Here is a 22,694-nt window from a genome sequence, read left to right as displayed (position 1 = left end):
CTGCGGTCATGCGGCCCGGGCCTCCACTGCGCGCCGTGGCAGCAGGACGCTGAACACGGTGGTGTCCAGCGCTTCATCCGAGGCTACGTCCACCTGGCCGCCGTGGGCCTTGACGAACATGCTGGCCGTATACAGGCCAAGGCCCAGGCCCTGCCCGGATTTGCGCGCTTCGCTGCCATGCTGGAAGGGTTCGAACAGCCCTGCCAGCTGCGCCTGCGGGATCACGCCGCGGTTGCTCACGCCGAGCACGATATGGTCCGGCGCACTGCCATCGATCCGGAGCATGACCGCGTGGTCCGGCGCGCCGTGCTGCAAGGCGTTGGACAGCAGGTTGGAGAGCACCTGCGACAGGATGCCCGCATCCACATGGGCCACGGTATTGCCCTCGGCCTCCACGGCCACGCGCTGAGGCTTGTCGCCGCCATGGAATTCATCGGCGATGGCGCGGCAGATCGCTTCCAGGTCCTGGTCGGCAAGGCGCAGCTGCAGTTCGCCACTGCGGATGCGCGCCAGGTCCAGCAGCTGGTCCACCATCTGCGCCATGCGCCGCGCGCTGCTCTGGATGCGCTGCGCCGTCACCGCCACTTTCGGGTGGTCCGTCATCATCGGCAGCAGCATGGCGCCATTCATCACCACCGACAGCGGCGTGCGCAGGTCATGCCCCAGCACGGCGGTAAACATCTCGTTCAGGCGCAGGGCGCGCTTCAGCTCTTCCAGCTGCTGCGACATCTGCTTCTTCTGCTGGTAGAGCTCAACGAAGACATTGACCTTGCTGACCAGCGCCTTGGCGTCCAATGGCTTGTAGAGAAAATCGACGGCGCCCGCCTCGTAGCCGCGGAAGCTGTAGCTCGCTTCGCGCGCGGCGGCGGTCAGGAAGATCAGGGGAATGGTGCGGGTGCGCTCGCTGCCGCGTATCAGCTCGGCCAGCTCGAAGCCGTCCATATTCGGCATCTGCACATCGATCAGGGCCAGCGCCACCTCATGCTCCAGCAGCAGTTCCAGCGCCTCCGCGCCGGACGAAGCCTTGAGCAGCGCGACGCCGGGCCGGGCCAGCAAGGCCTCCACGGCGATCAGGTTCTGCTGAATGTCATCGACGACGAGAATATTGATAGGGGCAGTCACGGCAGGCTTCGAAGGAGGCATTTCTTAAGGCAACAATATGCTATCAGCTTTTGCCAGAACGACAGCATGTGTTTCAATCGTGCGCGTTAGCAATAAAACAAGTTCACGCGAGCGGTCAAATCCCGGTAAACTTCGCGCTTTCCGCTTTTCCTGCGCAGGACGATCATGACCTTCACCATCAGCGACACCAGCTACTCCACCGACACTCCCGAAGCCAAGCAGGCCATGTACGCCGACCTGCGCTCGCAGCTGCAAGGCCTGGTGCACGGCGAAAGCGACTGGATCGCCAACACCGCCAATTTCAGCTCGCTGGTATTCAATACGATGCCGGGCCTGAACTGGGCGGGCTTCTATTTCCTGAAAACGGAAGACGAGCTGGTGCTCGGCCCCTTCCAGGGCAAACCGGCCTGCATCCGCATCAAACGCGGCCGCGGCGTTTGCGGTTCGACCGTGGAGAAAGGCGCGCCCATCGTGGTGGCGGACGTGCATGCCTTCCCTGGCCATATCGCCTGCGACGTGAATTCGCGTTCCGAGCTGGTGGTGCCGGTATTCGGCAAGGATGGCGCCATCATCGGCGTGTTCGATCTCGACAGCCCGCTGCCGAACCGCTTCGACGAAACGGACTCCGAAGGCATCCAGTCCCTCGTGCGCATCCTGGAACAGACGCTCGCCTGATCCTCCTCAGCACCTGCCACGCCTCAGCTGGACATCGCCGCGCGCGGTGCTAAGTTGAAGCTTGGAGGTGCGCCATGACACTCGCTGACATATCCGAAGCAGTCCCCCGCTATGAGGACGATTTCGTCCTCTGGGCTGAAACGCAGGCCGCCTTGCTGCGACGGCGGCAATTTAACGCTCTGGACATTGCCAATCTCACCGAGGAGATCGCGAGCATGGTCAGACACGAACGGCGTGCCCTGAAGCACCGCCTGGAAATCTTGCTCGCTCACCTGCTGAAATGCGAGCACCAGCCAGAACGCCATACGCGCAGCTGGGACAGCACAATCATCGAGCAGCGTGAACGGATCGCTGACATCCTCACAGACAGCCCTAGCCTGCGCACGCATTTGAGCGAAGTGCTTCCAAGAGCTTATCAGCATGCCGCAAACATGGCTGCGGCCCAGACCGGCATTCCGCGGGGCAATTTCGCCAAAGATTGCCCATATTCACTTGCAGAAATTCTGGAACCGACGTGAGCGCGCATAATGCCTCTGCCCTGCATTAGCCAGCTGGTATTCGCAGGGAGCGGTGAGAAATAGCCATGCTGCTCAACAGAGCCCGAGCTTGCGCCGCACACTACCGGAGGTGGTGGTCTATGCCTACCCGCATGCGGTGATCGAAGCAGCGGACCAGTTTCCGGCCGAATGTCCATGGACGGTGGAAGAGATCCTGGGCGAGGCCTAGACCAGCAGCGCCGTGCTCATGGACTTGGCGTCTTCCGCCGCATCGTCCAGGCAGGCCAGGATTTCGGGGTGTTCGTCGAGGTAGCGGGCCAGCGTGCCGGTCTGGGTGAGGTAGGCGTCTTCGCGGCGCGGCAGCGGGCATTCAACGGGGCTGAGGTAGCGCGCCAGCAGCAGCGTATCGCGCAGGCCCACGGGCGGAATGCTGACGGCGGCGCCGCGCAGCGACACCACGGCATTGGCCACCGGCTCCGGCACCTTCAGCTTCTTCATCAGCTCGCGCGCAATGATCTCCTGCGCTGCGCCCATCCACTCCTCCGGATCTTCCAGCAGGCCGGGCATGGCGTCGGCCCGCCCCAGCAAGTAGAAGCCGCCCACCTCGTGCATGATGCCCGCGAACAGCGCGGTATCGGCATCCACCCGCGTAATGCGGCTGCCGATGAGGTAAGCAAGGGAGGCCACATGGGCCGAATAGCGCCACAGCTGCTCCGCCTGAGCGCGCAGGCCTGCATCGCTGATGCGTGCACCAAACTGGCGCACGACCATTGCTGCCGCCAGGGTATAAAGATTGCGGTAGCCAAGACGCATGACGGCGCCCCGCACACTGGTGACAAGTGCCGCCCCGTTGGAACGGAACACCGCCGAATTGGCCAGCGCCACTGCGCGGGCCGCCAGGATAGGCTCGGCCAGCACCTTGCGGATCACATCTTCATCATGACAATCCGGGTCGGCAAGGCAGAGCTGCAGCGCAAGCGCTGCATTCACACTGGTGGGGAACACCAGTTCCCCACGCTGTGCCTCGGCGACGACGGCCGCAAAGTCTCGAAGTTTTTCCATAACAACATAATACTAGTTCGCCTGCCATTTTCCGGCGCGCACGAATGGGTTCTACACAATTCCGACAAAAATTGTCGGCATCCGCCCGGCGAACGGGACGCCGAAGCGTCCCATTATGCTGTTACAGGGCTTCCAGCGCCTTGTTGAAGGTGGCGCTTGGACGCATCACGGCGCTGGTCTTGGCCGGATCAGGGTAGTAGTAGCCGCCGATATCCATCGGGGCGCCCTGCACCTTGATCAGCTCTTCGACGATCTTCGACTCGTTCTCCGCCAGCGACTTGGCCAGCGGCGTGAAGTGCGCCTTCAGTTCCGCGTCTTCGGTCTGGGCCGCCAGCGCCTGGGCCCAGTACAGGGCAAGGTAGAAGTGGCTGCCGCGGTTGTCCAGCTCACCGGTGCGGGCCGACGGCGACTTGTTATTGTCCAGCAGCTTGCCGGTGGCTTCGTCCAGGGTCTTGGCCAGCAGCTTCGCCTTGGCGTTGCCGGACTTGATGCCCAGGTCTTCCAGCGACACCGCCAGCGCCAGGAACTCGCCCAGCGAATCCCAGCGCAGGTGGTTTTCTTCCACCAGCTGCTTCACGTGCTTCGGCGCGGAACCGCCGGCGCCCGTTTCGTACATGCCGCCACCGGCCATCAGCGGCACGATGGACAGCATCTTGGCGCTGGTGCCCAGTTCCAGAATCGGGAACAGGTCGGTCAGGTAGTCGCGCAGGATGTTGCCGGTCACCGAGATGGTGTCCAGGCCGCGCGACACGCGCTCCAGGGTGTAGCGCATTGCGCGCACCTGGGACATGATCTGGATATCCAGGCCGCTGGTATCGTGGTCCTTCAGGTAGGTCTGCACCTTCTTGATCACTTCCGCTTCGTGCGGACGGTATGGGTCCAGCCAGAACACGGCAGGCATGCCGGAGTTGCGGGCACGGGTAACGGCCAGCTTGACCCAGTCGCGGATCGGCGCGTCCTTCACCTGGCACATGCGCCAGATATCGCCCTCTTCCACGTTCTGCGTCAGCAGCACTTCGCCGGTGGCGAGGTCGGTGATGTTGGCCACGCCGGCTTCCGGCACTTCAAAGGTCTTGTCGTGCGAGCCGTATTCCTCGGCCTGCTGGGCCATCAGGCCCACGTTCGGCACGGTGCCCATGGTGCGCGGGTCGAAGTTGCCATGCCATTTGCAGAAGTTGATCATCTCCTGGTAGATACGGGCGAAGGTCGATTCCGGCATCACGGCCTTCACGTCCTTCGGACGGCCGTCGGCGCCCCACATCTTGCCGCCGATACGGATCATGGCCGGCATCGATGCGTCCACGATGATGTCGTTGGGCGAGTGGAAATTGGTGATGCCCTTGGCCGAATCCACCATCGCCAGTTCCGGACGGTGTTCGTGGCAGGCGTGCAGGTCCTTCATGATCTCGTCGCGCTGCGAAGCAGGCAGCTTCTCGATCTTCTCGTACAGGTTGGCCATGCCGTTGTTCACGTTCACGCCCAGCTCATCGAAGGTCTTGCCGTGCTTCTCGAAGGCGTCCTTGTAGAACACGCGCACGCAGTGGCCGAACACGATCGGGTGCGACACCTTCATCATGGTCGCCTTCACGTGCAGCGAGAACATCACGCCGGTCTTGTGCGCGTCGTCGATCTGCTGTTCGTAGAACTCCAGCAGGGCCTTTTTGCTCATGAACATGCTGTCGATGATCTCGCCGGCCTGCAGTGCGACCTTCGGCTTCAGCACTACGGTCTTGCCGGACTTGGTGATCAGCTCCATCTTCACTTCGCGGGCCTTGTCCAGGGTCATGGACTTTTCGCCGTGGTAGAAGTCGCCGTGGTGCATGTGCGAGACGTGGGTGCGGGAGGCCGGGCTCCATTCGCCCATCGAGTGCGGGTTCTTGCGTGCGTATTCCTTCACGGCCTTCGGCGCGCGGCGGTCCGAGTTACCTTCGCGCAGGACCGGGTTCACGGCGCTGCCGATGCACTTGCCGTAGCGGGCCTTCAGTGCCTTTTCTTCTTCGGTTTTCGCGTCTTCCGGATAGTCCGGCAGCTTGTAGCCGCGGCTTTGCAGCTCGCGTACGCAGGCGATCAGCTGTGCCACGGAGGCGGAAATGTTCGGCAGCTTGATGATATTGGTGTCCGGCTTCTGGGTCAGCGCGCCCAGCTCGGCCAGGTTGTTCGGGACTTTCTGGTCGTCGCTCAGGTACTCCGGGAATTCGCCGAGCACGCGGGCGGCGACGGAAATGTCGCTCGACACCACTTCAACGCCGGCCGGGGCCGTGAATTTTTCAACAATCGGCAGCAGCGAATAGGTCGCCAGCAGCGGTGCTTCGTCGGTCAGCGTGTAGATAATCTTGTCTGCCATGGTCATTCCAATCTGTGCAGCTTGTGGCCGCGAGTTAACTAGGTCAAAGATGTAAAGTGTACAGCATGTGCAGCATTGAGCTCAATCAAGCCTCTGCCGGCGCCCGGCGCAAACTGCTTAAGTTACAATGGAAATCACCGCATTTATGCTGAAATATTGATTGCGAGGTCAATATGAGCCGGAAATCAGCCCAAACCCTCCACAAGCTTCGCTTTGTGACCGGGTGCGCATTGATTGGCTCGGTGCTGACCGGCGCTTTCCTCGCTTGGGTGCCTGTGCCGTTCGACTTGAGGGTTGTTGGCGCAGGTATTGGCGCTCTCGCAGGCGCGTTCACCCTGTTTCACGCCGCCTGAACCGCCGTGCTGCCCGATATCGCCATTGACGGCAATTGGGTGGATATCGGCTCCGTTCTTACCGGTGGCCTGTACATGCTTTACCGCCACTTCACTTCACCGATGACCGACAGACGGTTTCTCAGCAAGCAAACTGGCATGTACTTTGCCAACGGTTCTGCGCTATTCCCTTTGATCCTCATGGTGTGCTCAGTCGCATCCTCGTCCATTGTCAGGAGTTTGCTGGACGCCAGCAGAATAAGCCTTGCTGTTGCAGGATGCTTCGCATTGTTCGCTATCCTTGAGAAGTAAGCCTCCATCACAGACTTACCCCACCCGGAAATGGTAAAGTGTTGGCCTGCCCGGCGGCGCGCTGGCGGCTCTTTATCGTTGCACAATCGAAGAACAGAATGAATATCGTTTCAAATCAAGAAGTTAACCTCGGAAAAGACAGCAAAGTCACGCCCATGATGCAGCAGTACCTGCGCATCAAGAGCGAGCATCCGACGATGCTGGTGTTCTACCGTATGGGCGACTTCTATGAATTGTTCTACGACGACGCGGAGAAGGCTTCGCGCATCCTGGGCATTACGCTGACGGCACGCGGCAGCAACAATGGCGTGCCGATCAAGATGGCCGGCGTGCCCTTCCACTCGCTGGACGGCTACCTGGCCAAGCTGGTCAAACTGGGCGAATCCTGCGCGATCTGTGAACAGATCGGCGACCCGGCACTGAGCAAGGGCCCGGTGGAGCGCAAGGTGGTGCGCATCGTCACCCCGGGCACGCTGACCGATGCCGACCTGCTGCCGGAGAAATCGGAACGTCCCCTGCTGGCGATGTACCTGATGAACCAGCGCAAGCACACAACGGCCGGCCTGGCCTGGCTGTCGCTGGCCAGCGGCGCGTTGCGCCTGATGGAGTTCTCGGGCGACCAGCGTTCGGTGCAGACGCGCCTGATGCAGGAGCTGGAGCGCATTGCGCCGGCCGAAATCCTGCGCCCCGATGCGGGCGAGCTGTTTGAAGAGATCACCATCTGCCACGTGAACAACGTGCCGGAGTGGCATTTCGATGTGGTGCATGGCCATAAGTCGCTGCTGGACCAGCTGGCGGTGGCCACGCTGACCGGCTTTGGCGCCGATGGCCTTGGCCCGGCATTCGGCGCCGCAGGCGCCCTGCTGCGCTATGCGCATTCCACGCAAGGCCGCGGCCTGCAGCACGTGCGCAGCCTCACCTGCGAAACGGAATCCGAATTCATCGGCCTCGATTCGGCCACGCGCCGCAACCTGGAGCTGACGGAGACCATCCGCGGCCAGGAATCGCCGACGCTGTTCTCGCTGCTTGACCACTGCCGCACGCCGATGGGTTCGCGCCTGCTGCGCTACTGGCTGCACCATGCGCGGCGCGACCAGAAGGTGGCGCGCGCGCGGCATGACGCCATCTCGGCGCTGATGCAGAACGATACCACCGGATCGCTGGCCTATCACCTGGGCCATGTGCCGGATATCGAGCGCATTACCACCCGCGTGGCGCTGCTGACGGCGCGTCCGCGCGACCTGGCCAGCCTGCGCGATGGCCTGCAGCAGCTGCCCAAGCTGCAGCATGCGCTGGCGCGCAGCCTGCAGCACGATAATGCGGGCAGCCTGCTGCACAACATCCATGATGCGCTGGCCACGCCGGATTCCTGCGTGGACCTGCTGGTGCGCGCCGTGATGCCGGAACCGGCGAACATGGTGCGCGATGGCGGCGTGATTGCGCGCGGCTTCGATGCGGAGCTGGACGAATTGCGCGGCCTTTCGGAGAACGCAGGCCAGTACCTGGTCGATCTCGAAACGCGCGAACGTGCGCGCACCGGCATCGCCAACCTGCGCGTTGAATACAACAAGGTGCATGGCTTCTATATCGAAGTCACCAACGGCCAGGCAGACAAGGTGCCTGACGATTACCGCCGCCGCCAGACGCTGAAGAACTGCGAGCGCTATATCACGCCGGAGCTGAAGGCTTTCGAGGACAAGGCGCTGTCGGCGCAGGACAAGGCGCTGGCGCGCGAAAAGGAGCTGTACGAGCAGTTGCTGGCCGACCTGGCGCCGCATATCGGCACGCTGCAGTCGATCGCGCAAGCCGTGTCGCAGCTGGACACCCTGACCGCGCTGGCCGAACACGCGCTGCGCCACAACTGGTGCGCGCCGCAGCTGGTGGCCGAGCCCTGCATCGATATCACGGAAGGCCGCCACCCGGTGGTGGAAGGCCAGATCGAGCGCTTCATCGCCAACGACTGCAAGCTGCAGAACGAACGCCGCCTGCTGCTGATCACTGGCCCGAACATGGGCGGTAAGTCGACCTTCATGCGCCAGGTTGCGCTGATCACGCTGCTGGCCTATATCGGCAGCTATGTGCCGGCCACCAGCGCCACCATCGGCCCGATCGACCGCATCTTCACCCGCATCGGCGCCACCGACGACCTGGCCGGCGGCCGCTCCACCTTCATGGTGGAGATGACGGAGGCCGCCACCATCCTGAACGGCGCCACCGAGCACTCGCTGGTGCTGATGGACGAAATCGGGCGCGGCACCTCCACCTTCGACGGCCTGGCGCTGGCGTGGGCGATTGCGCGCCACCTGATCGATACGAGCCGCAGCTTCACGCTGTTCGCCACCCACTACTTCGAACTGACGCAGCTGCCGGAGAGCCATCCGACGGCGGCCAATGTGCACCTGTCGGCGGTGGAGCACAAGGACAGCATCGTGTTCCTGCACGCCGTGCAGGCCGGTCCCGCCTCGCAGAGCTACGGCCTGCAGGTGGCGCAGCTGGCCGGCGTGCCGCAGGGCGTGATCAAGGCCGCGCGCAAGCACCTGGCGCGGCTGGAATCGCAGGCGCTGGACGCCACGCCGCAGCTGGACCTGTTCGCCGCACCGCGCGCCGACGACGAGGAGATCGAAGCGCCGGCCGCGCAGGCGGAAGAGAATCCGGCGTTGGCAGCGCTGCTGGCGGCGATGGACGACATCGATCCCGATGCGCTCACGCCGCGCGAAGCGCTGGAACGCCTGTATCAGCTCAAGCGCCTGGCGCAGCCTGCCCTGGGATGACGAAGCGGCTGGCGTCTTATGTGCTGCTGTGCGCCCTGCTGGGCGCTGTGCCGCTGCACGCGGCGCCGGCGCAGAAACCCTTTCACTTCAGCGTGATCGGGCACACCTTCCCTTCCGAACAGGGCGATGCGGACCTGAAGCGCGCCATCGCCAAAGCCAACGAATCGAAACCCGCCTTCGTGCTCGCGAGCGGCATCAAGTCGGCCGCCGAGCCTTGCAGCGATAAACTCTATACGCAGCGGCGCAACGTGCTGAACACCTCGGACCGCCCGCTGATCCTGCTGCTGGCGGGCAGCGACTGGACCGGCTGCCGCAATTCGGCGGGCCGCTCGAATGCCATCGAACGCCTGAACCGCATCCGCGAAATTTACTTTGAAGGCGCCGATTCGCTGGGCGAGCGCAAGCTGGAACTGAGCCGCCAGTCGAACATCGCGAAGTTCCGCAGCTATGCGGAGAATGCGCACTGGGAGCAAGGCGGCGTGCTGTTTGCCACGGTCAACCTGCCGTCGAACAACAACCACTTCCTGGCCGAAGCGGGGCGCAACAGCGAGTATGAGGACCGCTTCGTCGCCAACCGCTCCTGGCTGCAGCGGCTGTTTGCGCTGGCCAAGCGGCGCAAGCTGGAGGGCGTGGTGCTGTTTTCCGATGGCGATGTGGGCGCGCACCGTGAGCAGGGTTTCTCGCTGCTGCCCAGCTTCTCCAGCAAGCAGGACGGCTTCAGCGACACGCGCCGCATCATCCGCACGCTGGCGGAAAAATATCCGGGCAAGGTGCTGCTGGTCGATACCAGCAAGGAGCGGCCGGCGGACGACGTAAAACCCGGCACGCTCAGCTGGCGCGACAACCTCGGCCACGTGAGCCTTACCGGCGAGTGGTCCGAAATCGAAGTCGAACCCGGCACCAGACACCTGTTCTCCCTCCACGGCCCAGAAAAGTAAAAGGCAGCCCTCGGGCTGCCTGGTCGTCATTTCCGCGCAGGCGGAAACCCATGGATTCCCGCCTGCGCAAGAATGACGCGTTAGTGGATCGGGTGCGTGCGGAAGTGGTCGCCTTCTTCGCCTTCGTCGTCCTCGTCACCGTGGTGGTGGCCGTGGGCGCCGTGCACGTGCTCGTGGGCGATTTCTTCTTCGGTGGCGGGACGCACGTCCGTTACCTTCAGTTCGAAGCGCAGCGCCATGCCGGCCAGCGGGTGGTTGCCGTCCAGTACAACCTTGTCGTCGGCGATGTCGGTCACGGTGAAGATCATGGCTTCTTCGTCGCCATCGTCGCCGTCCGGCATGCCTTCGAATTGCATGCCGACTTCCAGCGGCTCAGGCAGGCGGTTGCGCGGCTCGACCTTGACCAGGCTGGCGTCGTAATCGCCAAAGGCATCTTCCGGTTCAATCTGCAGCGTGGTGGCGTAGCCGGTTTCCTTGCCGTCGAGCTCTTCCTCGATCTTCGGCAGCGTGTTTTCGTAACCGCCGTGCAGGTAGACCATGGGCTGGCTGCCATCTTCGATCAGATTGTTCTGGGCGTCGGACAGCTTGTACTGCACGGTCACGACTGTATTCTTGGCGATCTTCATAAGGCTTCCTTTCAATTTGGCTAGCCGCGATTATACCCCCTGCGCGGCGGGACCATCGCCGCCCTCATTGTTATAATGGGGCATGAAAAAACTACCACTTCTGGGCGATATGTCGCCTGCGCAATTCCTGCGCGACTATTGGCACAAGAAACCGCTGCTGATCCGCCAGGCCATCCCCGGCTTCAAGCCACTGCTCCCCTTCGACAAACTGGCCGAACTGGCCACCAGGGACTATGTGGAATCGCGCCTGGTTACGCTGACCGATGGCGAATGGGATATGCAGCACGGCCCGCTCACCGGCCTGCCGCCGCGCAGCCAGCGCGCATGGAGCATGCTGGTGCAGGGCATCAACCTGCACGACGATGCGGCCGACCAGCTGCTGCGCCAGTTCCGCTTCGTGCCCGATGCCCGCCTCGACGACCTGATGGTGAGTTTCGCCACCGATGGCGGCGGCGTGGGCCCGCACTTCGATTCCTATGATGTGTTCCTGCTGCAAGCCGAGGGCCAGCGCCGCTGGCGCATCAGCGCGCAGAAGGACCTGAGCCTGGTGGAAGGCCTGCCGCTGAAGATCCTCAGCAAGTTCAAGGCGGAGCAGGAGTTCATCCTGGAGCCGGGCGATATGCTTTACCTGCCGCCGCATTACGCGCACGACGGCGTGGCCATCGGCGATTGCCAGACCTATTCGATCGGTTTCCGTTCGCCGTCCTACCAGGAACTGGGCGAGAACTTCCTGCAGTTCATGGCGGACTCGATCGACCTGCCCGGCCGCTACGCCGATCCGGACCTGGAGCACAGCAAGAAACCGGCCGAGATTCCGAAACACATGCTGTCCACCATCGCCGATGAGCTGAACAAGATGCGCTTCACCGAAGAGGACATTACGATCTTCCTCGGCGAATACCTGTCGGAACCGAAGTTCAATGTGTTCTTCAATGGCCCGGAGCAGCCGCTGACGGCCGGCGCCTTCACCAAGGCTGCCGTGAAGAAGGGCGTGAAGCTGTCGCGCAAGACGCAGATGCTTTACCGCGGCAAGAACGTCTTCATCAATGGCGAGTCCTTCGCCGTGGGCAAGGCCGACAAGGCCACGCTGGAGGCGCTGGCCAATGAGCGCGCGCTGGGCGGCGCCGAAGTGGCCGAGGCCTCCGAAGATGTGATGGAAGCGCTGTTCGCGTGGTACACGGACGGCTGGCTGGAACTGGCTGCCTGAGGCCGCGCCATGGACCGCCAGCTGTTCGACAGCCGCAGCGGCTTTGAAGCAAAGCTGGCGCTCTGCCTCGGCCGGGCCCGGCTTACCTTGCAGATGTTCGATCCGGACTTTGCCTGGTGGCAATTGGGAAGTTCGGCGACGGAAGCGGTGCTGCGCGAGTTCCTGCGCGGCGGCGGCCGCCTGCTGCTGGCCGCGCACAGCAAGGAATTCCTGCAGAAGGATGCGCCCCGTTTCGTGAAGCTGCTGGCCGACTTCGGACCGCAGATGGAGTGCCGCGTCACCCAGCGCCAGCTGCGCCACCTGAGCGATTCCTTCTGCATCGCCGACGGCCGCGACATCGTGCGGCGTTTCCATTCCGACCACTTCCGCGGCGAGGCCTGTTTTGACGATCCCGAGTCAACCAAAATCAGCGCCGAACGTTTTGATGGTATGTGGCTGGAAACTTTGCCTGGACTGCAAGCGAACACCACTGGATTGTGACAAAAAAATATGTACAATGCGCGTGTTCGCCCGGTAGGCTGATGTTGCCGGGAGATACCGGGAGTTCGCGCTGGAAGAAAAATATTGCGGGAACGCAAAATAGTTATGAAACTGGCTCGTTTTGCTATTGCGACGCACCAAAAATGGCTATAATATCCCGTTAGGAAGTTTCCGATGACTGAGGCACCATTCGGTACGAAAGCATACGAGACGCCCTAATGAGCGATAATTACCGGTAATTATTCATCGCAACATTGTTATTAATTTTTGTGAATTAATTAAGGAAAACAAATGAAAAAATCCCTGCTGATCGCCTCCCTGCTGGCTGTTGCTCTGGCTGCTTGCTCGAAAAAAGAAGAAACCCCAGCTGCTCCAGTAGCTACCCCAGAAGCTGCTGCTCCTGCTGCTGCTCCAGCCGCTGACGCTGCTGCTCCTGCTGCTGCTCCAGCCGCTGACGCTGCTGCTGCTGCTGCTTCCGACGCTGCTGCTGCTGCTTCCGCTGCTGCATCCGCTGCTTCCGCTGCTGCTGACGCCGCTTCCGCTGCTAAGTAATTCAGCGCGCAGGGAAAAAGACCGGCCTTCGGGCCGGTTTTTTTTCGCCTGTACATTCCGCGGCAGATGGGAGAGACGGGAAGCGCGCATGAAAAAACCGGCCCGAAGGCCGGTTTTTCGTCGGAGCGTGGGCTCTCTTACTTGAGCTGTTCCTGCAGCAGCTGCAGGATCTTCTCGCCCACCGGCGTTGCATCCGGCTTGCCCTGGTTGTCCTGCACCGTAACCTGGCTGCTCTTGCCATCGTCGGCCGACTTGACGTGGATGCGGTAGCGCTGGGCTTCCTTGTCCTTGTCCGAATTCCAGCTGAAGATGCGCGAGAACCAGCCCTTCACTTCGGCCGTATCCGGCACGTAGCGCACGAAGTAGATGCCCTGCACGCGGTCGCGGTCTTCCACGGTGAAGCCGGCGCGGTCCAGCGCCAGGCCTACGCGGCGCCAGGAGCGGTCGTAGCCTTCGTCGGTCTCCACATAGCGGCCGGCGCCCTCGCCCTTCAGGAAGGCGTGCAGCGGCTGCACGGCGGCGTTGTCCACGGCCAGGCGCGATTCGGTCGGCTCGGTGCCGCCCAGCTTGGTCATCAGCTTGGCCAGGAAGATCGCTTCCAGGTTCGGATCGGTCGGACGCATGGTCCACTGCGCGATTTCCTTCTGCGGGCCGGTCAGCACTTCTTCCGCGCCGCGGTGGCTGATGAAGATCTCGGTCGAACCGTCAGGCTGGCGCTCCAGGCGGGTGCGGTATTTGTCGCGCAGGCCGCTCGAGTAAGCCGAATCGAAAACCTTGCCGATGGTGCGGCGGATGATGTCCTGCGGGATGTTCGCGCGGTTCTCGTTCCATTCGGTTTCCATCACGCCGGCGGTGGCATTGTCCACGGCCAGCACAAAGCCCGACTCTTCCCAGAAGGACTTGAGCTGCGGCCACAGCACTTCCGGCGGCTGCTTGACGATCAGCCAGCGCTGGTCGCCCGAACGCACCACGCTCACCTTGGCGTTGCCGATGCTTGCCACTTCGTTCGCGGCAGCGGCCGGACCGGCCTGCACGCCGCCCATGGCCGCGCGCTGCGCCGCATAGCCGGACGCGGTGGCCACGCCAATGCCGGAATCGGGCAGCGCATAGCGCGAATCCTTCGACAGCTGGGTCAGGTCGGGCGGCACGTCCAGCGTGGCTGCCTTCTTGGCCGATTTGTAGTCCACCGAATTCTTGCCGACCACGGATTCGATCATGCCGCAGCCGGACAGGCTGAGAACCAGGGCGAGCGCCAGGCCGCTTTGCGGGGCGAGAGAAGCGTTCTTGCGAATAGTCATGTGCTTAAAAAGTAGAAGCTACGGAGCTTAGTTCAACACACCCGCTTCGCGCAGGGCGGCGCGAACGGTCTCGTGGTATTCCGCTGCCAGCGGCACCAGCGGCAGGCGGATGCCGGCCGGCATCTTGCCCATCTCTGCCAGCGCCCATTTGACCGGAACCGGGTTCGGCTCCACAAACAGTTTCTGGTGCAGAGGGAATACCTTGTTATTGATGGCGATGGCGGTTTTCAGGTCGCCGGCCATGGCGGCCTTGCACAGCTCGGCCATGGCGCGCGGCGCCACATTGGCCGTGACCGAAATATTGCCCTTGCCGCCGGCCAGCATCAGGGCCATGGCGGTCGGGTCGTCGCCGGAATAGACGGCGAAATCGGCCGGCGCCAGGCGCAGCAGGTCGATGCCGCGGCCGATATTGCCGGTGGCGTCTTTCACGCCCACGATGTTCTTGATGGCCGCCAGGCGCAGGATGGTCTCGTTCGACATGTCGGCCACGGTACGGCCCGGCACGTTGTACAGGATAACCGGCAGGTCCACCGCTTCGGCGATGGCCTTGAAGTGCTGGTACATGCCTTCCTGGGTAGGACGGTTGTAGTAAGGCACCACCTGCAGGGTGGCATCGGCGCCGGCTTCCTTGGCAAAGCGGGTCAGCACGATGGCTTCCGCCGTGGAGTTGCCGCCGCTGCCGGCGATCACGGGAATGCGGCCCGCCACGCGGTCCACGGTCGCCTTGATCAGCGCGCAGTGCTCTTCGACGCTGACGGTGGCCGATTCGCCGGTGGTGCCGACGATCACAATGCCGTCCGTGCCTTCCGCGATGTGCCAGTCGATCAGCTGGTTCAGGCCCGCATAGTCCAGACTGCCGTCCGGGTGCATGGGGGTGACGATTGCAACAATACTGCCCTTAATCATAGGAACCAATAGCGTTAAGTATTATTCAAAACAAGGATTGTAGTCGATAGCCTGCGCCAGTGGTGCATTTCGGCCTGGAATCAACCCTCGAAGGCGGCGAGAAGCGCTGCTTCCCGGGGAAAATCGGCCCTGACGGCGCAAATTCGCTGCACCATCGCCGGTTTTGGGTGGTTAACGACCCCATCCTCATATGCGATGACACGCAAACCATGCTTATTTGCCAGTTCAAGCAGTTCGCCCGGCTGCAGCAGGAAAGCCGGGCGCGATGGCTTGCCGAAGGCGGCATTGCCGTCGGCGAAGGTCTCGTACAGCAGCATCCCATTCGCCGCCAGGCTGCCCACCATGGCGTCCAGCAGCGGCCGGTGCAGGTAGTTGGTGACGACGATGCCGGCAAACCGGCCCGCGCCGAAGGGCCAGGCGGCGCCCTCCTCTTCCAGGTCGATCTGGCTGGTCTGGATGCCGTCGCCGGCGGCCGCAGCCAGCGCTTCCGGGTCTGCATCCACGGCGACCACGGCATGGCCCAGCTTGACCATATGGCGCGCGTGGCGGCCGCTGCCGCAAGCCAGGTCCAGCACTTCGCCGCCGGGCACCAGCGCGGCAAAGCGTTCAATCCAGGGTGAAACCGTATCGCTCGTATGCATGGCCATCAACCGTAGTCCAGGCCCATGGCCTCGCGCACATCGCGCATGGTTTCCTGCGCCAGCTTGCGCGCCGTCTCATTGCCATCGGCAACGATGGCGCGCACCAGCGAGGGGTCGTCCAGATAAGGCTGGGCGCGCTCGTGCATAGGCTCCTGTTCGCGGATGATGGCGTCAATTACCGGCTGTTTGCACTCGATGCAGCCAATGCCCGCCGAGCGGCAGCCCTTTTGCACCCATTCCTGCGTGGGCTGGTCCGAATATACGACGTGGAACTGCCATACCGGGCAGCGCTCCGGCTCGCCCGCATCGGTGCGGCGCACGCGCGCCGGGTCGGTGGGCATGGTGCGGATCTTCTTGCTCAGCACATCCTTGTCCTCGCGCAGGGCGATGGCGTTGCCGTAGCTCTTGGACATCTTGCGGCCATCCAGTCCCGGCAGGCGCGAAGCGGCCGTCAGCTTGGCCTGCGGTTCCACCAGGATGATCTTGCGGCTGCCTTCCAGGTAGCCGAACAGGCGCTCGCGGTCGATCATGGACAGGCTCTGCGCGTCGTCCAGCATGGCCTTGGCCTGCTCCAGCGCCTCGTCCTTGCCTTCCTGCTGGTATTCGGTGCGCAGCTCGTTGTACAGCTTGGCGCGCTTGCTGCCCAGCTTCTTCACCGCCTCCTGCGCCTTCTGCTCGAAGCCGGGCTCCTTGCCGTACAAATGATTAAAACGGCGCGCAATTTCGCGCATCATCTCGATATGGGGCACCTGGTCTTCGCCCACCGGTACTTCGCTGGCACGGTAGATCAGCACATCGGCCGCCTGCAGCAGCGGGTAACCGAGGAAGCCGTAGGTGGCCAGGTCGCGGTGCGCCAGGTTCTCGATCTGATCCTTGTAGGTCGGCACCCGCTCCAGCCAGCCCAGCGGGGTGGACATGGACAGCAGCAGGTGCAGCTCGGCGTGCTCCGGCACCCGTGACTGGATGAACAGCGTGGCCTGGGTGGGATCCACGCCGGCCGCCAGCCAGTCCACCAGCATGTCCCAGGTACTTTTTTCGATGATGGCCGGATCGTCGTAATGCGTGGTCAGCGCATGCCAGTCGGCCACGAAGAACAGGCAAGGCTGTTCGGCCTGCATGCTGATCCAGTTCTTCAGGGCCCCGTGGTAGTGGCCCAGGTGCATGGTGCCGGTGGGACGCATGCCGGAGACAACGCGGTCTGGATACATGGCTTCAGTTCAGGAGAAGATTCAGCGGGAGCACCAGGAAGCCGATCAGCGACACGAACAGGTTCACCATGCCGCCAAGCAGCGAACTCAGGATGCCGGTGTACATCAGCACGATCAGGCCGATGAAGATATACGGCGTGTAGCGCTCGATGCTGGCATAGGGCCGCGCCAGCTCCATCGGCAGCAGCGCGGTGACGATGCGGCCGCCGTCCAGCGGCGGAATCGGCAGCAGGTTAAACACGCACATCACGGCATTCACATTGATGCCCGCGACCGCCATGCCGACCAGGAAGGGTTCGGTGACGCCGGCGCCGCGCAGCAGCACCAGCATGATGGCCCAGCCCAGCGCCATCGCGAAGTTGGCGGCCGGACCGGCGGCCGCCACGAAGCCCATCTGCTTCTTCGGATTGCGCAGGCGGCTGTAATCCACCGGCACCGGCTTGGCGTAGCCGAAGGGCATATGGATGGTGAGATAGAGCAGCAGCGGCAGGATCACGGTGCCGAAAGGGTCGATGTGCTTCATCGGATTCGGCGTCAGGCGGCCCTGCTGGGCGGCGGTGGTATCGCCGAAATAGCGGGCCACATAGCCGTGGGCCGCCTCGTGCAGCGAGATCGCAAACAGCACGGGAATCGCGTACACCGCGATCGTCTGAATGGCTTGGGAAATATCACTCATGGGCAAAATTTTACCAGACCGGGTTGCCCCGGCCGGATCGTGGGGGTTGGGGATGGCCGGCGTTACAGGCCCAGCAGTGCGGCATCGCCGCGGCCCTGGCGCACCAGCTCGGCGTCGTCGCCGCTCAGGTCCACCACGGTAGTCATTTCGAAACTGCAGGCGCCGCCGTCGATGATCAGGTCGATCTGCTTGCCGATGCGGTCGCGGATCGCTTCCGGATCGTTGAGCGGCTCATCGTCGCCCGGCAGGGTCAGGGTGGTGCCCAGCAGCGGCTGGTCCAGCTCGGCCAGCAGCATGTCGACGATGCAGTTTTCCGGCACGCGCAGGCCGATGGTCTTGCGCGAAGGATGGCTGAGGCGGCGCGGCACGCAGCGCGTGGCTTCCAGGATGAAGGTAAAGGGGCCCGGCGTGGCGTTCTTGAGCAGGCGGAACTGGCGGTTGTCCACGCGGGCGTAGACGGCCAGCTCGCTCAGGTCGCGGCACAGCAGGGTCAGGTGGTGCTTCTCGTCGATGCCGCGGATGCGCCGCAGGCGCTCCACGGCCGCTTTGTCATCCAGGTGGCACACCAGCGCATAGCAGGAGTCGGTCGGCACGGCGACGATGCCGCCGCCGTGGATGATCTGCGCCGCCTGCTTGATCAGGCGCGGCTGCGGATTGACCGGGTGGACCTGGAAGTATTGACTCATACCTTAGCGCAGTGCCTGCAGCGCGGCAATGCGCTGCTCGAACGGTGGGTGGGTGGAGAACAGCGCACCCCAGCCGCCGCCATTGGCGATGCCGGACGCGGCCATGTTCTGCGGCAGCGTGCCGGGCTCCACACCGCTGAGGCGGGCCAGCGCGTTCTGCATCGGCACCGTGCTGCCCAGCAGCTTGGCGGAACCGGCGTCGGCGCGGAATTCGCGCTGGCGCGAGAACCAGGCCACGATGATGGAAGCCAGCAGGCCAAACACGATTTCGCAGACGAACACCGTTACCATATAGCCGATGCCGGGGCCGCGGTCTTCGTTATTGCCCTTCAGGAGCACCTTATCGACGAAGAAACCGACCACGCGCGCCAGGAAGACCACGAAGGTGTTGACCACGCCCTGTATCAGGGTCATCGTCACCATGTCGCCATTGGCGATGTGCGCCACTTCGTGGCCCAGCACGGCTTCCACTTCCTCGCGGTTCATCGACTGCAGCAGGCCGGTGGACACGGCCACCAGGGCGGAATTCTTGAAGGCGCCGGTGGCGAAGGCGTTCGGTTCGCCCTCATACACGGCCACTTCCGGCATGCCGATGCCGGCGCGCTGCGCCAGTCCCTGCACGGTGCTCACCAGCCACTGCTCCGTGGAGTTCTGCGGCGCATCGATCACGCGCGCGCCGGTAGACCATTTGGCCATCGGCTTGGACATCAGCAGGGAGATGATGGCGCCGGTGAAGCCCACCACCAGCGAAAACGCCAGCAAGCTGCCCATTTGCAGCTGTCCGCCCGCGCCGGGACGGCCGATGCCGAGCAGGGACAGCACGATGGACAGCACCAACATCACGGCGAGGTTGGTGGCAATAAACAGGATGATACGTTTCATGGGTGAGGTCTCCGGGTATTAACCGACATGTAGATAGGGGTATCCGCCAAAATTACAAGAGTGCATCAGAACCAGTCGTGCCAGACCGGCTTCACACTGCCGGGCAGGGGCGGCAGCAGGCCGAAATCCACCCGCGCCTCACCCGGCGCGTGGAAATCGGTGCCGCGCGAAGCGAGGAAGCCATAGGCGTTCGCCAGTTTCGCGTATTCCGGGTACTGGTCCGGTGTGTGGCTGCCGGTGACCACCTCGATCGCCGTGCCGCCCAGCTGCTTGAACTCGTCGAACAGCACGCCTTCCTGCATGTCCGTGAACTTGTAGCGGCCCGGGTGGGCGATGACGGCGATGCCGCCTGCCCCCTTGATCCAGCCCACGGCATCCTGCAGCGTGGCCCAGCGGTGCTCCACATAGCCAGGCTGGCCCGGCGACAGGTATTTCTTGAAGACCTCGGGCACATCCTTGCAATAGCCCTTGTCGACCAGGAAGCGCGCGAAATGGGTGCGCGACATCAGGGCCGGGTTATCGACATATTCCAGTGCCCCTTCATAGGCGCCATGTATGCCGACCTTGGCCAGCTGGTTGCCGATTTCCTGGCCGCGCGCATCGCGGCCGGAGCGCGTGGCTTCCAGGCCCTTGACCAGCGCTTCGTTGTTTTCATCGATCTGCAGGCCGACGATGTGTACCGTTTCCCCGGCCCAGGTGATGGAAATTTCCACGCCTGCCACGAAGCGCATGCCCTGCTCTTGCGCCGCGGCACGGGCCGCGGCAGTGCCGCCGACTTCATCGTGGTCGGTCAGCGCCCACACCTCGACGCCGCCCTGGCGCGCGCACGCCGCTACCTCGGCGGGCGGCAGCACGCCGTCGGAAACATTGGAATGGCAGTGCAGATCGACTTTCAACATACAGAACTTGCATCCTTTGACGAAGCCTTCATTGTACGCCGAGAGCTTAGTCCCCGGCCAGGAAGTCCTCGACCATCCGCGCCAGCAGTTCCGGCTGGTCGTGGTGCAGCATGTGGCCGGCATCCGGCATCATTTTCGGCGTGACGTTCGCAATATGGCTGAGGCGGCGGTCCACCTCGTGGCGCGCCTCTTCTTTCGGGCCCATCCACAGCCACATATTGGTGTCGTCGGCCTCCACCCATAGCACGGGCGCCGTAATGGCCTTCCAGCAGGCCATGAAGTCGTCCACGTGGTAGAGCAGCGGGCTGGGCAGTTTATGCACAGGGTCGCCGAGGATCTCGAATTCACCGGCCGCGTTCGGCGCCGACCAGTGTTCGGCCAGGAAGGCGGCGCGCTCGTCGCTCAGGCGCGGATTGGTTTTCTGCAGGCGCGCGGCGACGGCGGCGCGGTCCGGATAGGCGCGCATTTCCGGCGGCGCCAGCAATTCATCCAGCCATTTGCGGTACTTGATGGGCGCCTGGTCCGGCGTGGCGGCTTTCAGGCCGAAACCTTCCAGGTTGATGAAACGGCGGATGCGTTCCGGCCGTGCACCCGCGTAAATACCCGCCACGTTGCCGCCCATGCTGTGTCCCAGCAGGTTGATGGCGCCTTCAGGCTGGTAGTGGCGCACGATGGCGTCCAGGTCCGCCACGTAGTCGGGGAACCAGTAAGTATCGGTGCCTGCGCGCTGGGTGAGGCCGAAGCCGCGCCAGTCCGGCGCGATCACGTGCCAGTCGCCCTGCAGGCAATCGACCACGAACTGGAAGGAGGCGCCCACATCCATCCAGCCATGCAGCATGAAGATCTTGGGCGCGCCCTCGCGGCCCCAGTGCCGCACATGGGTGCGCAGGCCGCGGATGGTGAGGAAGTCGGAACGGGAAGGTTTCATCATGGTCTGCCTTGAAATGCCGGAGTCCGGAGCCATATGCGCCGCTTAGCGCCGGGAAAACCAGATAATAGCACGACCGTTCCAATTTCTGGCTTGCGCCCCTCAGGGCGTAAAATACGGGCATTTCCCCCTCCAACACAAGGCCACCATGACCATCTATCAGCTGGGCGAACACGCGCCCGAGATCGACGCATCCGCATTCGTGGCCGACACGGCCACGCTGATCGGCAAGGTCACGCTGGAGCCCAACAGCTCGGTGTGGTTCGGCGCCACGATACGCGGCGATAACGAGCGCATCACCATCGGCGAAAACAGTAATGTGCAGGAAGGCACGGTGATGCACACCGATATGGGCTACCCCCTCACCATCGGCAAGGACGTGACCATCGGCCACCAGGCCATGCTGCATGGCTGCACGGTGGGCGACGGTTCGCTGATCGGCATCCAGGCCGTGATTTTGAATGGCGCGAAGATCGGCAAGGGCTGCCTGGTGGGCGCCGGCGCGCTGGTAACGGAGGGTAAGGAATTCCCGGACAACTCGCTGATCATCGGCTCGCCCGCCAAGGTGGCGCGCGAACTCTCGGCGGACGACGTGGCGCGGCTCAAGGCCAGCGCCGACAGCTACGTGAAACGCGGCCAGCTGTTCAAGTCGCAACTCAAAAAGATTGGATAAAAATGACCCAGGATACGCTGCAAAAATTCATCTTCGAAAATGCTGCCGTGCGCGGTGAGCTGGTCGATATTTCCGCCACCTGGCGCGAAGTGCAGGCCCGCCACAGCTACCCTGCTCCCGTCAAACGCCTGCTGGGCGAGATGGTGGCGGCCGCGGCGCTGCTGTCGGCGAACCTGAAATTCAACGGCTCCATCATCATGCAGATCCACGGCGACGGGCCGGTGCGCCTGCTGGTGGTGGAATGCGACTCCGACCTCAAGCTGCGCGCCACGGCCAAGCTGAATGACGAGGCGATCGCCGACGACGCCACCCTGACCACGCTGCTGAACCAGCATGGCAAGGGCCGCTTCATCATCACGCTCGACCCGGCCGAAAAAGTGCCGGGCCAGCAGCCGTATCAAGGCATTGTGCCGCTGGACGGCGAAGACGTGGCGACGGTGATCGAGCACTACATGCTGCGTTCCGAGCAGCTGGACACGCGCCTGTGGCTGGCCGCCGACGACAATGTATCGCGCGGCCTGCTGCTGCAAAAGCTGCCGCTGCACGGCGGCAAAGCGGAAGCCGCGCCGATCACGCATGAAGAAGCGCTGGAAACCTGGAACCGCGCCGTGGTGCTGGGCACCACGCTGAAGCGCGACGAGCTGCTGGAGACGACGATCGACGTACTGATGAAGCGTCTGTTCTGGGAAGAGACCATCCGCGTGTTCGACCCGGTGCATCCGGCCTTCCACTGCACCTGCACGCGCGAAAAAGTGGGCAATATGCTGAAGATGCTGGGCCAGGAAGAAGTGGAAGCCGCGCTCGAAGAACAGGGCCGCCTCGGCATCAACTGCGACTTCTGCGGCAAGCACTACGACTACGACGCCGTCGACTGCGCCCAGCTCTTCGCCAGCGACGCCCCGGCCGAAGCCCTGCTCCACGCCTCGGACACCAAGCAGTAATCTCCGGAAACCTGACACCTCGGTGCCTGACCCCATGG

Annotated in this window: 24 protein-coding genes; 11 read left to right on the top strand and 13 right to left on the bottom strand. The window is 63.3% G+C overall.

Annotated elements, in window-relative coordinates; genetic code table 11:
* Positions 1–6: 6 nt before the first annotated feature.
* Complete coding sequence (locus ACJRPG_RS03675; RefSeq protein WP_407998700.1) at positions 7–1,122, bottom strand: hybrid sensor histidine kinase/response regulator; 1,116 nt, start codon at positions 1,120–1,122, stop codon at positions 7–9.
* A 165-nt stretch (positions 1,123–1,287) separates the two neighbouring features.
* Between ACJRPG_RS03675 and msrC the strand changes: the two genes are divergently transcribed.
* The 3 genes from msrC to ACJRPG_RS03660 all read left to right on the top strand — a co-directional run bounded on the left by msrC (position 1,288) and on the right by ACJRPG_RS03660 (position 2,523).
* Positions 1,288–1,797, top strand: coding sequence for a free L-methionine (R)-S-oxide reductase MsrC (gene msrC / locus ACJRPG_RS03670; protein WP_407998699.1), 510 nt, complete (start codon positions 1,288–1,290; stop codon positions 1,795–1,797).
* Between the two features lie 74 nt (positions 1,798–1,871).
* Entirely contained in the window at positions 1,872–2,315 is a 444-nt protein-coding gene (locus ACJRPG_RS03665; RefSeq protein ID WP_407998698.1) for a DUF29 domain-containing protein, read from the top strand.
* A 52-nt stretch (positions 2,316–2,367) separates the two neighbouring features.
* The gene (locus ACJRPG_RS03660; protein WP_407998697.1) at positions 2,368–2,523 is read left to right on the top strand and encodes a DUF29 family protein; all 156 of its coding nucleotides are present in this window, start codon (positions 2,368–2,370) and stop codon (positions 2,521–2,523) included.
* Here the strand turns inward: ACJRPG_RS03660 and ACJRPG_RS03655 are convergent.
* Together ACJRPG_RS03655 and ACJRPG_RS03650 are read right to left on the bottom strand one after the other, a co-directional pair.
* The gene (locus ACJRPG_RS03655; protein WP_407998696.1) at positions 2,520–3,356 is read right to left on the bottom strand and encodes an HDOD domain-containing protein; all 837 of its coding nucleotides are present in this window, start codon (positions 3,354–3,356) and stop codon (positions 2,520–2,522) included. The two genes, ACJRPG_RS03660 and ACJRPG_RS03655, sit on opposite strands and share 4 nt — an antisense overlap.
* Positions 3,357–3,477: 121 nt before the next feature.
* Positions 3,478–5,706 (bottom strand): NADP-dependent isocitrate dehydrogenase, encoded by a 2,229-nt coding sequence (locus ACJRPG_RS03650; protein ID WP_407998695.1) that lies wholly within the window; start codon positions 5,704–5,706, stop codon positions 3,478–3,480.
* A gap of 353 nt (positions 5,707–6,059) precedes the next feature.
* Here ACJRPG_RS03650 and ACJRPG_RS03645 point away from each other — a divergent pair, with 353 nt between their 5' ends.
* The 3 genes from ACJRPG_RS03645 to ACJRPG_RS03635 all read left to right on the top strand — a co-directional run bounded on the left by ACJRPG_RS03645 (position 6,060) and on the right by ACJRPG_RS03635 (position 10,053).
* Positions 6,060–6,344 carry a hypothetical protein gene (locus tag ACJRPG_RS03645; protein ID WP_407998694.1) on the top strand — a complete coding sequence of 95 codons (285 nt, stop codon included), beginning with the start codon at positions 6,060–6,062 and terminating at the stop codon, positions 6,342–6,344.
* Positions 6,345–6,442: 98 nt separating this feature from the next.
* Positions 6,443–9,115 (top strand): DNA mismatch repair protein MutS, encoded by a 2,673-nt coding sequence (gene mutS / locus ACJRPG_RS03640; protein WP_407998693.1) that lies wholly within the window; start codon positions 6,443–6,445, stop codon positions 9,113–9,115.
* Positions 9,112–10,053, top strand: a complete 942-nt coding sequence (locus ACJRPG_RS03635; RefSeq protein WP_407998692.1) for a hypothetical protein — start codon at positions 9,112–9,114, stop codon at positions 10,051–10,053. Before mutS ends, ACJRPG_RS03635 begins: the two co-directional genes overlap by 4 nt.
* A gap of 80 nt (positions 10,054–10,133) precedes the next feature.
* Here the strand turns inward: ACJRPG_RS03635 and ACJRPG_RS03630 are convergent, their stop codons facing one another.
* On the bottom strand, positions 10,134–10,679 hold the full coding sequence (locus ACJRPG_RS03630; protein ID WP_407998691.1) for an FKBP-type peptidyl-prolyl cis-trans isomerase: 546 nt from the start codon (positions 10,677–10,679) through the stop codon (positions 10,134–10,136).
* A gap of 82 nt (positions 10,680–10,761) precedes the next feature.
* On the opposite strand from ACJRPG_RS03630, the gene ACJRPG_RS03625 reads away from it, so the two are divergent.
* The 3 genes from ACJRPG_RS03625 (at position 10,762) to ACJRPG_RS03615 (ending at position 12,918) form a co-directional block, all read left to right on the top strand.
* Positions 10,762–11,886 carry a JmjC domain-containing protein gene (locus tag ACJRPG_RS03625; RefSeq protein WP_407998690.1) on the top strand — a complete coding sequence of 375 codons (1,125 nt, stop codon included), beginning with the start codon at positions 10,762–10,764 and terminating at the stop codon, positions 11,884–11,886.
* A gap of 9 nt (positions 11,887–11,895) precedes the next feature.
* Positions 11,896–12,366, top strand: a complete 471-nt coding sequence (locus ACJRPG_RS03620) for a DUF7931 domain-containing protein (RefSeq protein WP_407998689.1) — start codon at positions 11,896–11,898, stop codon at positions 12,364–12,366.
* Between the two features lie 291 nt (positions 12,367–12,657).
* The gene (locus tag ACJRPG_RS03615) at positions 12,658–12,918 is read left to right on the top strand and encodes a hypothetical protein (RefSeq protein ID WP_407998688.1); all 261 of its coding nucleotides are present in this window, start codon (positions 12,658–12,660) and stop codon (positions 12,916–12,918) included.
* A 137-nt stretch (positions 12,919–13,055) separates the two neighbouring features.
* Here ACJRPG_RS03615 and bamC read toward each other — a convergent pair whose 3' ends face one another.
* The 9 genes from bamC to ACJRPG_RS03570 form a co-directional block, all read right to left on the bottom strand.
* A complete protein-coding gene (gene bamC, locus ACJRPG_RS03610; RefSeq protein WP_407998687.1) occupies positions 13,056–14,216 on the bottom strand; it encodes an NlpB/DapX family lipoprotein in 1,161 nt (386 codons plus the stop codon).
* 27 nt (positions 14,217–14,243) lie between these two features.
* Entirely contained in the window at positions 14,244–15,122 is an 879-nt protein-coding gene (gene dapA, locus ACJRPG_RS03605; RefSeq protein ID WP_407998686.1) for a 4-hydroxy-tetrahydrodipicolinate synthase, read from the bottom strand.
* 80 nt (positions 15,123–15,202) lie between these two features.
* Positions 15,203–15,769, bottom strand: a complete 567-nt coding sequence (locus tag ACJRPG_RS03600; RefSeq protein WP_407998685.1) for a class I SAM-dependent methyltransferase — start codon at positions 15,767–15,769, stop codon at positions 15,203–15,205.
* Complete coding sequence (locus ACJRPG_RS03595; RefSeq protein WP_407998684.1) at positions 15,769–16,971, bottom strand: tryptophan--tRNA ligase; 1,203 nt, start codon at positions 16,969–16,971, stop codon at positions 15,769–15,771. Before ACJRPG_RS03595 ends, ACJRPG_RS03600 begins: the two co-directional genes overlap by 1 nt.
* Before the next feature lie 4 nt (positions 16,972–16,975).
* The gene (locus ACJRPG_RS03590) at positions 16,976–17,647 is read right to left on the bottom strand and encodes a site-2 protease family protein (RefSeq protein ID WP_407998683.1); all 672 of its coding nucleotides are present in this window, start codon (positions 17,645–17,647) and stop codon (positions 16,976–16,978) included.
* 62 nt (positions 17,648–17,709) lie between these two features.
* Positions 17,710–18,333: an L-threonylcarbamoyladenylate synthase gene (locus tag ACJRPG_RS03585; RefSeq protein ID WP_407998682.1), complete on the bottom strand. Its 624-nt coding sequence runs from the start codon at positions 18,331–18,333 to the stop codon at positions 17,710–17,712.
* A gap of 3 nt (positions 18,334–18,336) precedes the next feature.
* Positions 18,337–19,215, bottom strand: a complete 879-nt coding sequence (gene htpX / locus ACJRPG_RS03580) for a protease HtpX (RefSeq protein ID WP_407998681.1) — start codon at positions 19,213–19,215, stop codon at positions 18,337–18,339.
* 65 nt (positions 19,216–19,280) lie between these two features.
* Positions 19,281–20,114, bottom strand: coding sequence for a 3',5'-nucleoside bisphosphate phosphatase (locus tag ACJRPG_RS03575; RefSeq protein ID WP_407998680.1), 834 nt, complete (start codon positions 20,112–20,114; stop codon positions 19,281–19,283).
* A 46-nt stretch (positions 20,115–20,160) separates the two neighbouring features.
* Positions 20,161–21,042: an alpha/beta fold hydrolase gene (locus tag ACJRPG_RS03570; protein ID WP_407999367.1), complete on the bottom strand. Its 882-nt coding sequence runs from the start codon at positions 21,040–21,042 to the stop codon at positions 20,161–20,163.
* Between the two features lie 148 nt (positions 21,043–21,190).
* Between ACJRPG_RS03570 and ACJRPG_RS03565 the strand changes: the two genes are divergently transcribed.
* Together ACJRPG_RS03565 and hslO are read left to right on the top strand one after the other, a co-directional pair.
* The gene (locus tag ACJRPG_RS03565) at positions 21,191–21,715 is read left to right on the top strand and encodes a gamma carbonic anhydrase family protein (RefSeq protein WP_407998679.1); all 525 of its coding nucleotides are present in this window, start codon (positions 21,191–21,193) and stop codon (positions 21,713–21,715) included.
* Between the two features lie 2 nt (positions 21,716–21,717).
* Positions 21,718–22,656, top strand: coding sequence for an Hsp33 family molecular chaperone HslO (gene hslO / locus ACJRPG_RS03560; protein ID WP_407998678.1), 939 nt, complete (start codon positions 21,718–21,720; stop codon positions 22,654–22,656).
* Positions 22,657–22,694 lie beyond the last annotated feature (38 nt).

Origin of the sequence: Pseudoduganella rhizocola (genome assembly GCF_045984285.3) — a bacterium.
Lineage (GTDB): Bacteria > Pseudomonadota > Gammaproteobacteria > Burkholderiales > Burkholderiaceae_D > Rugamonas.
The sequence above is the reverse complement of the archived record's forward strand: the minus strand, read 5'-3'. Positions and strand labels throughout refer to the sequence as shown.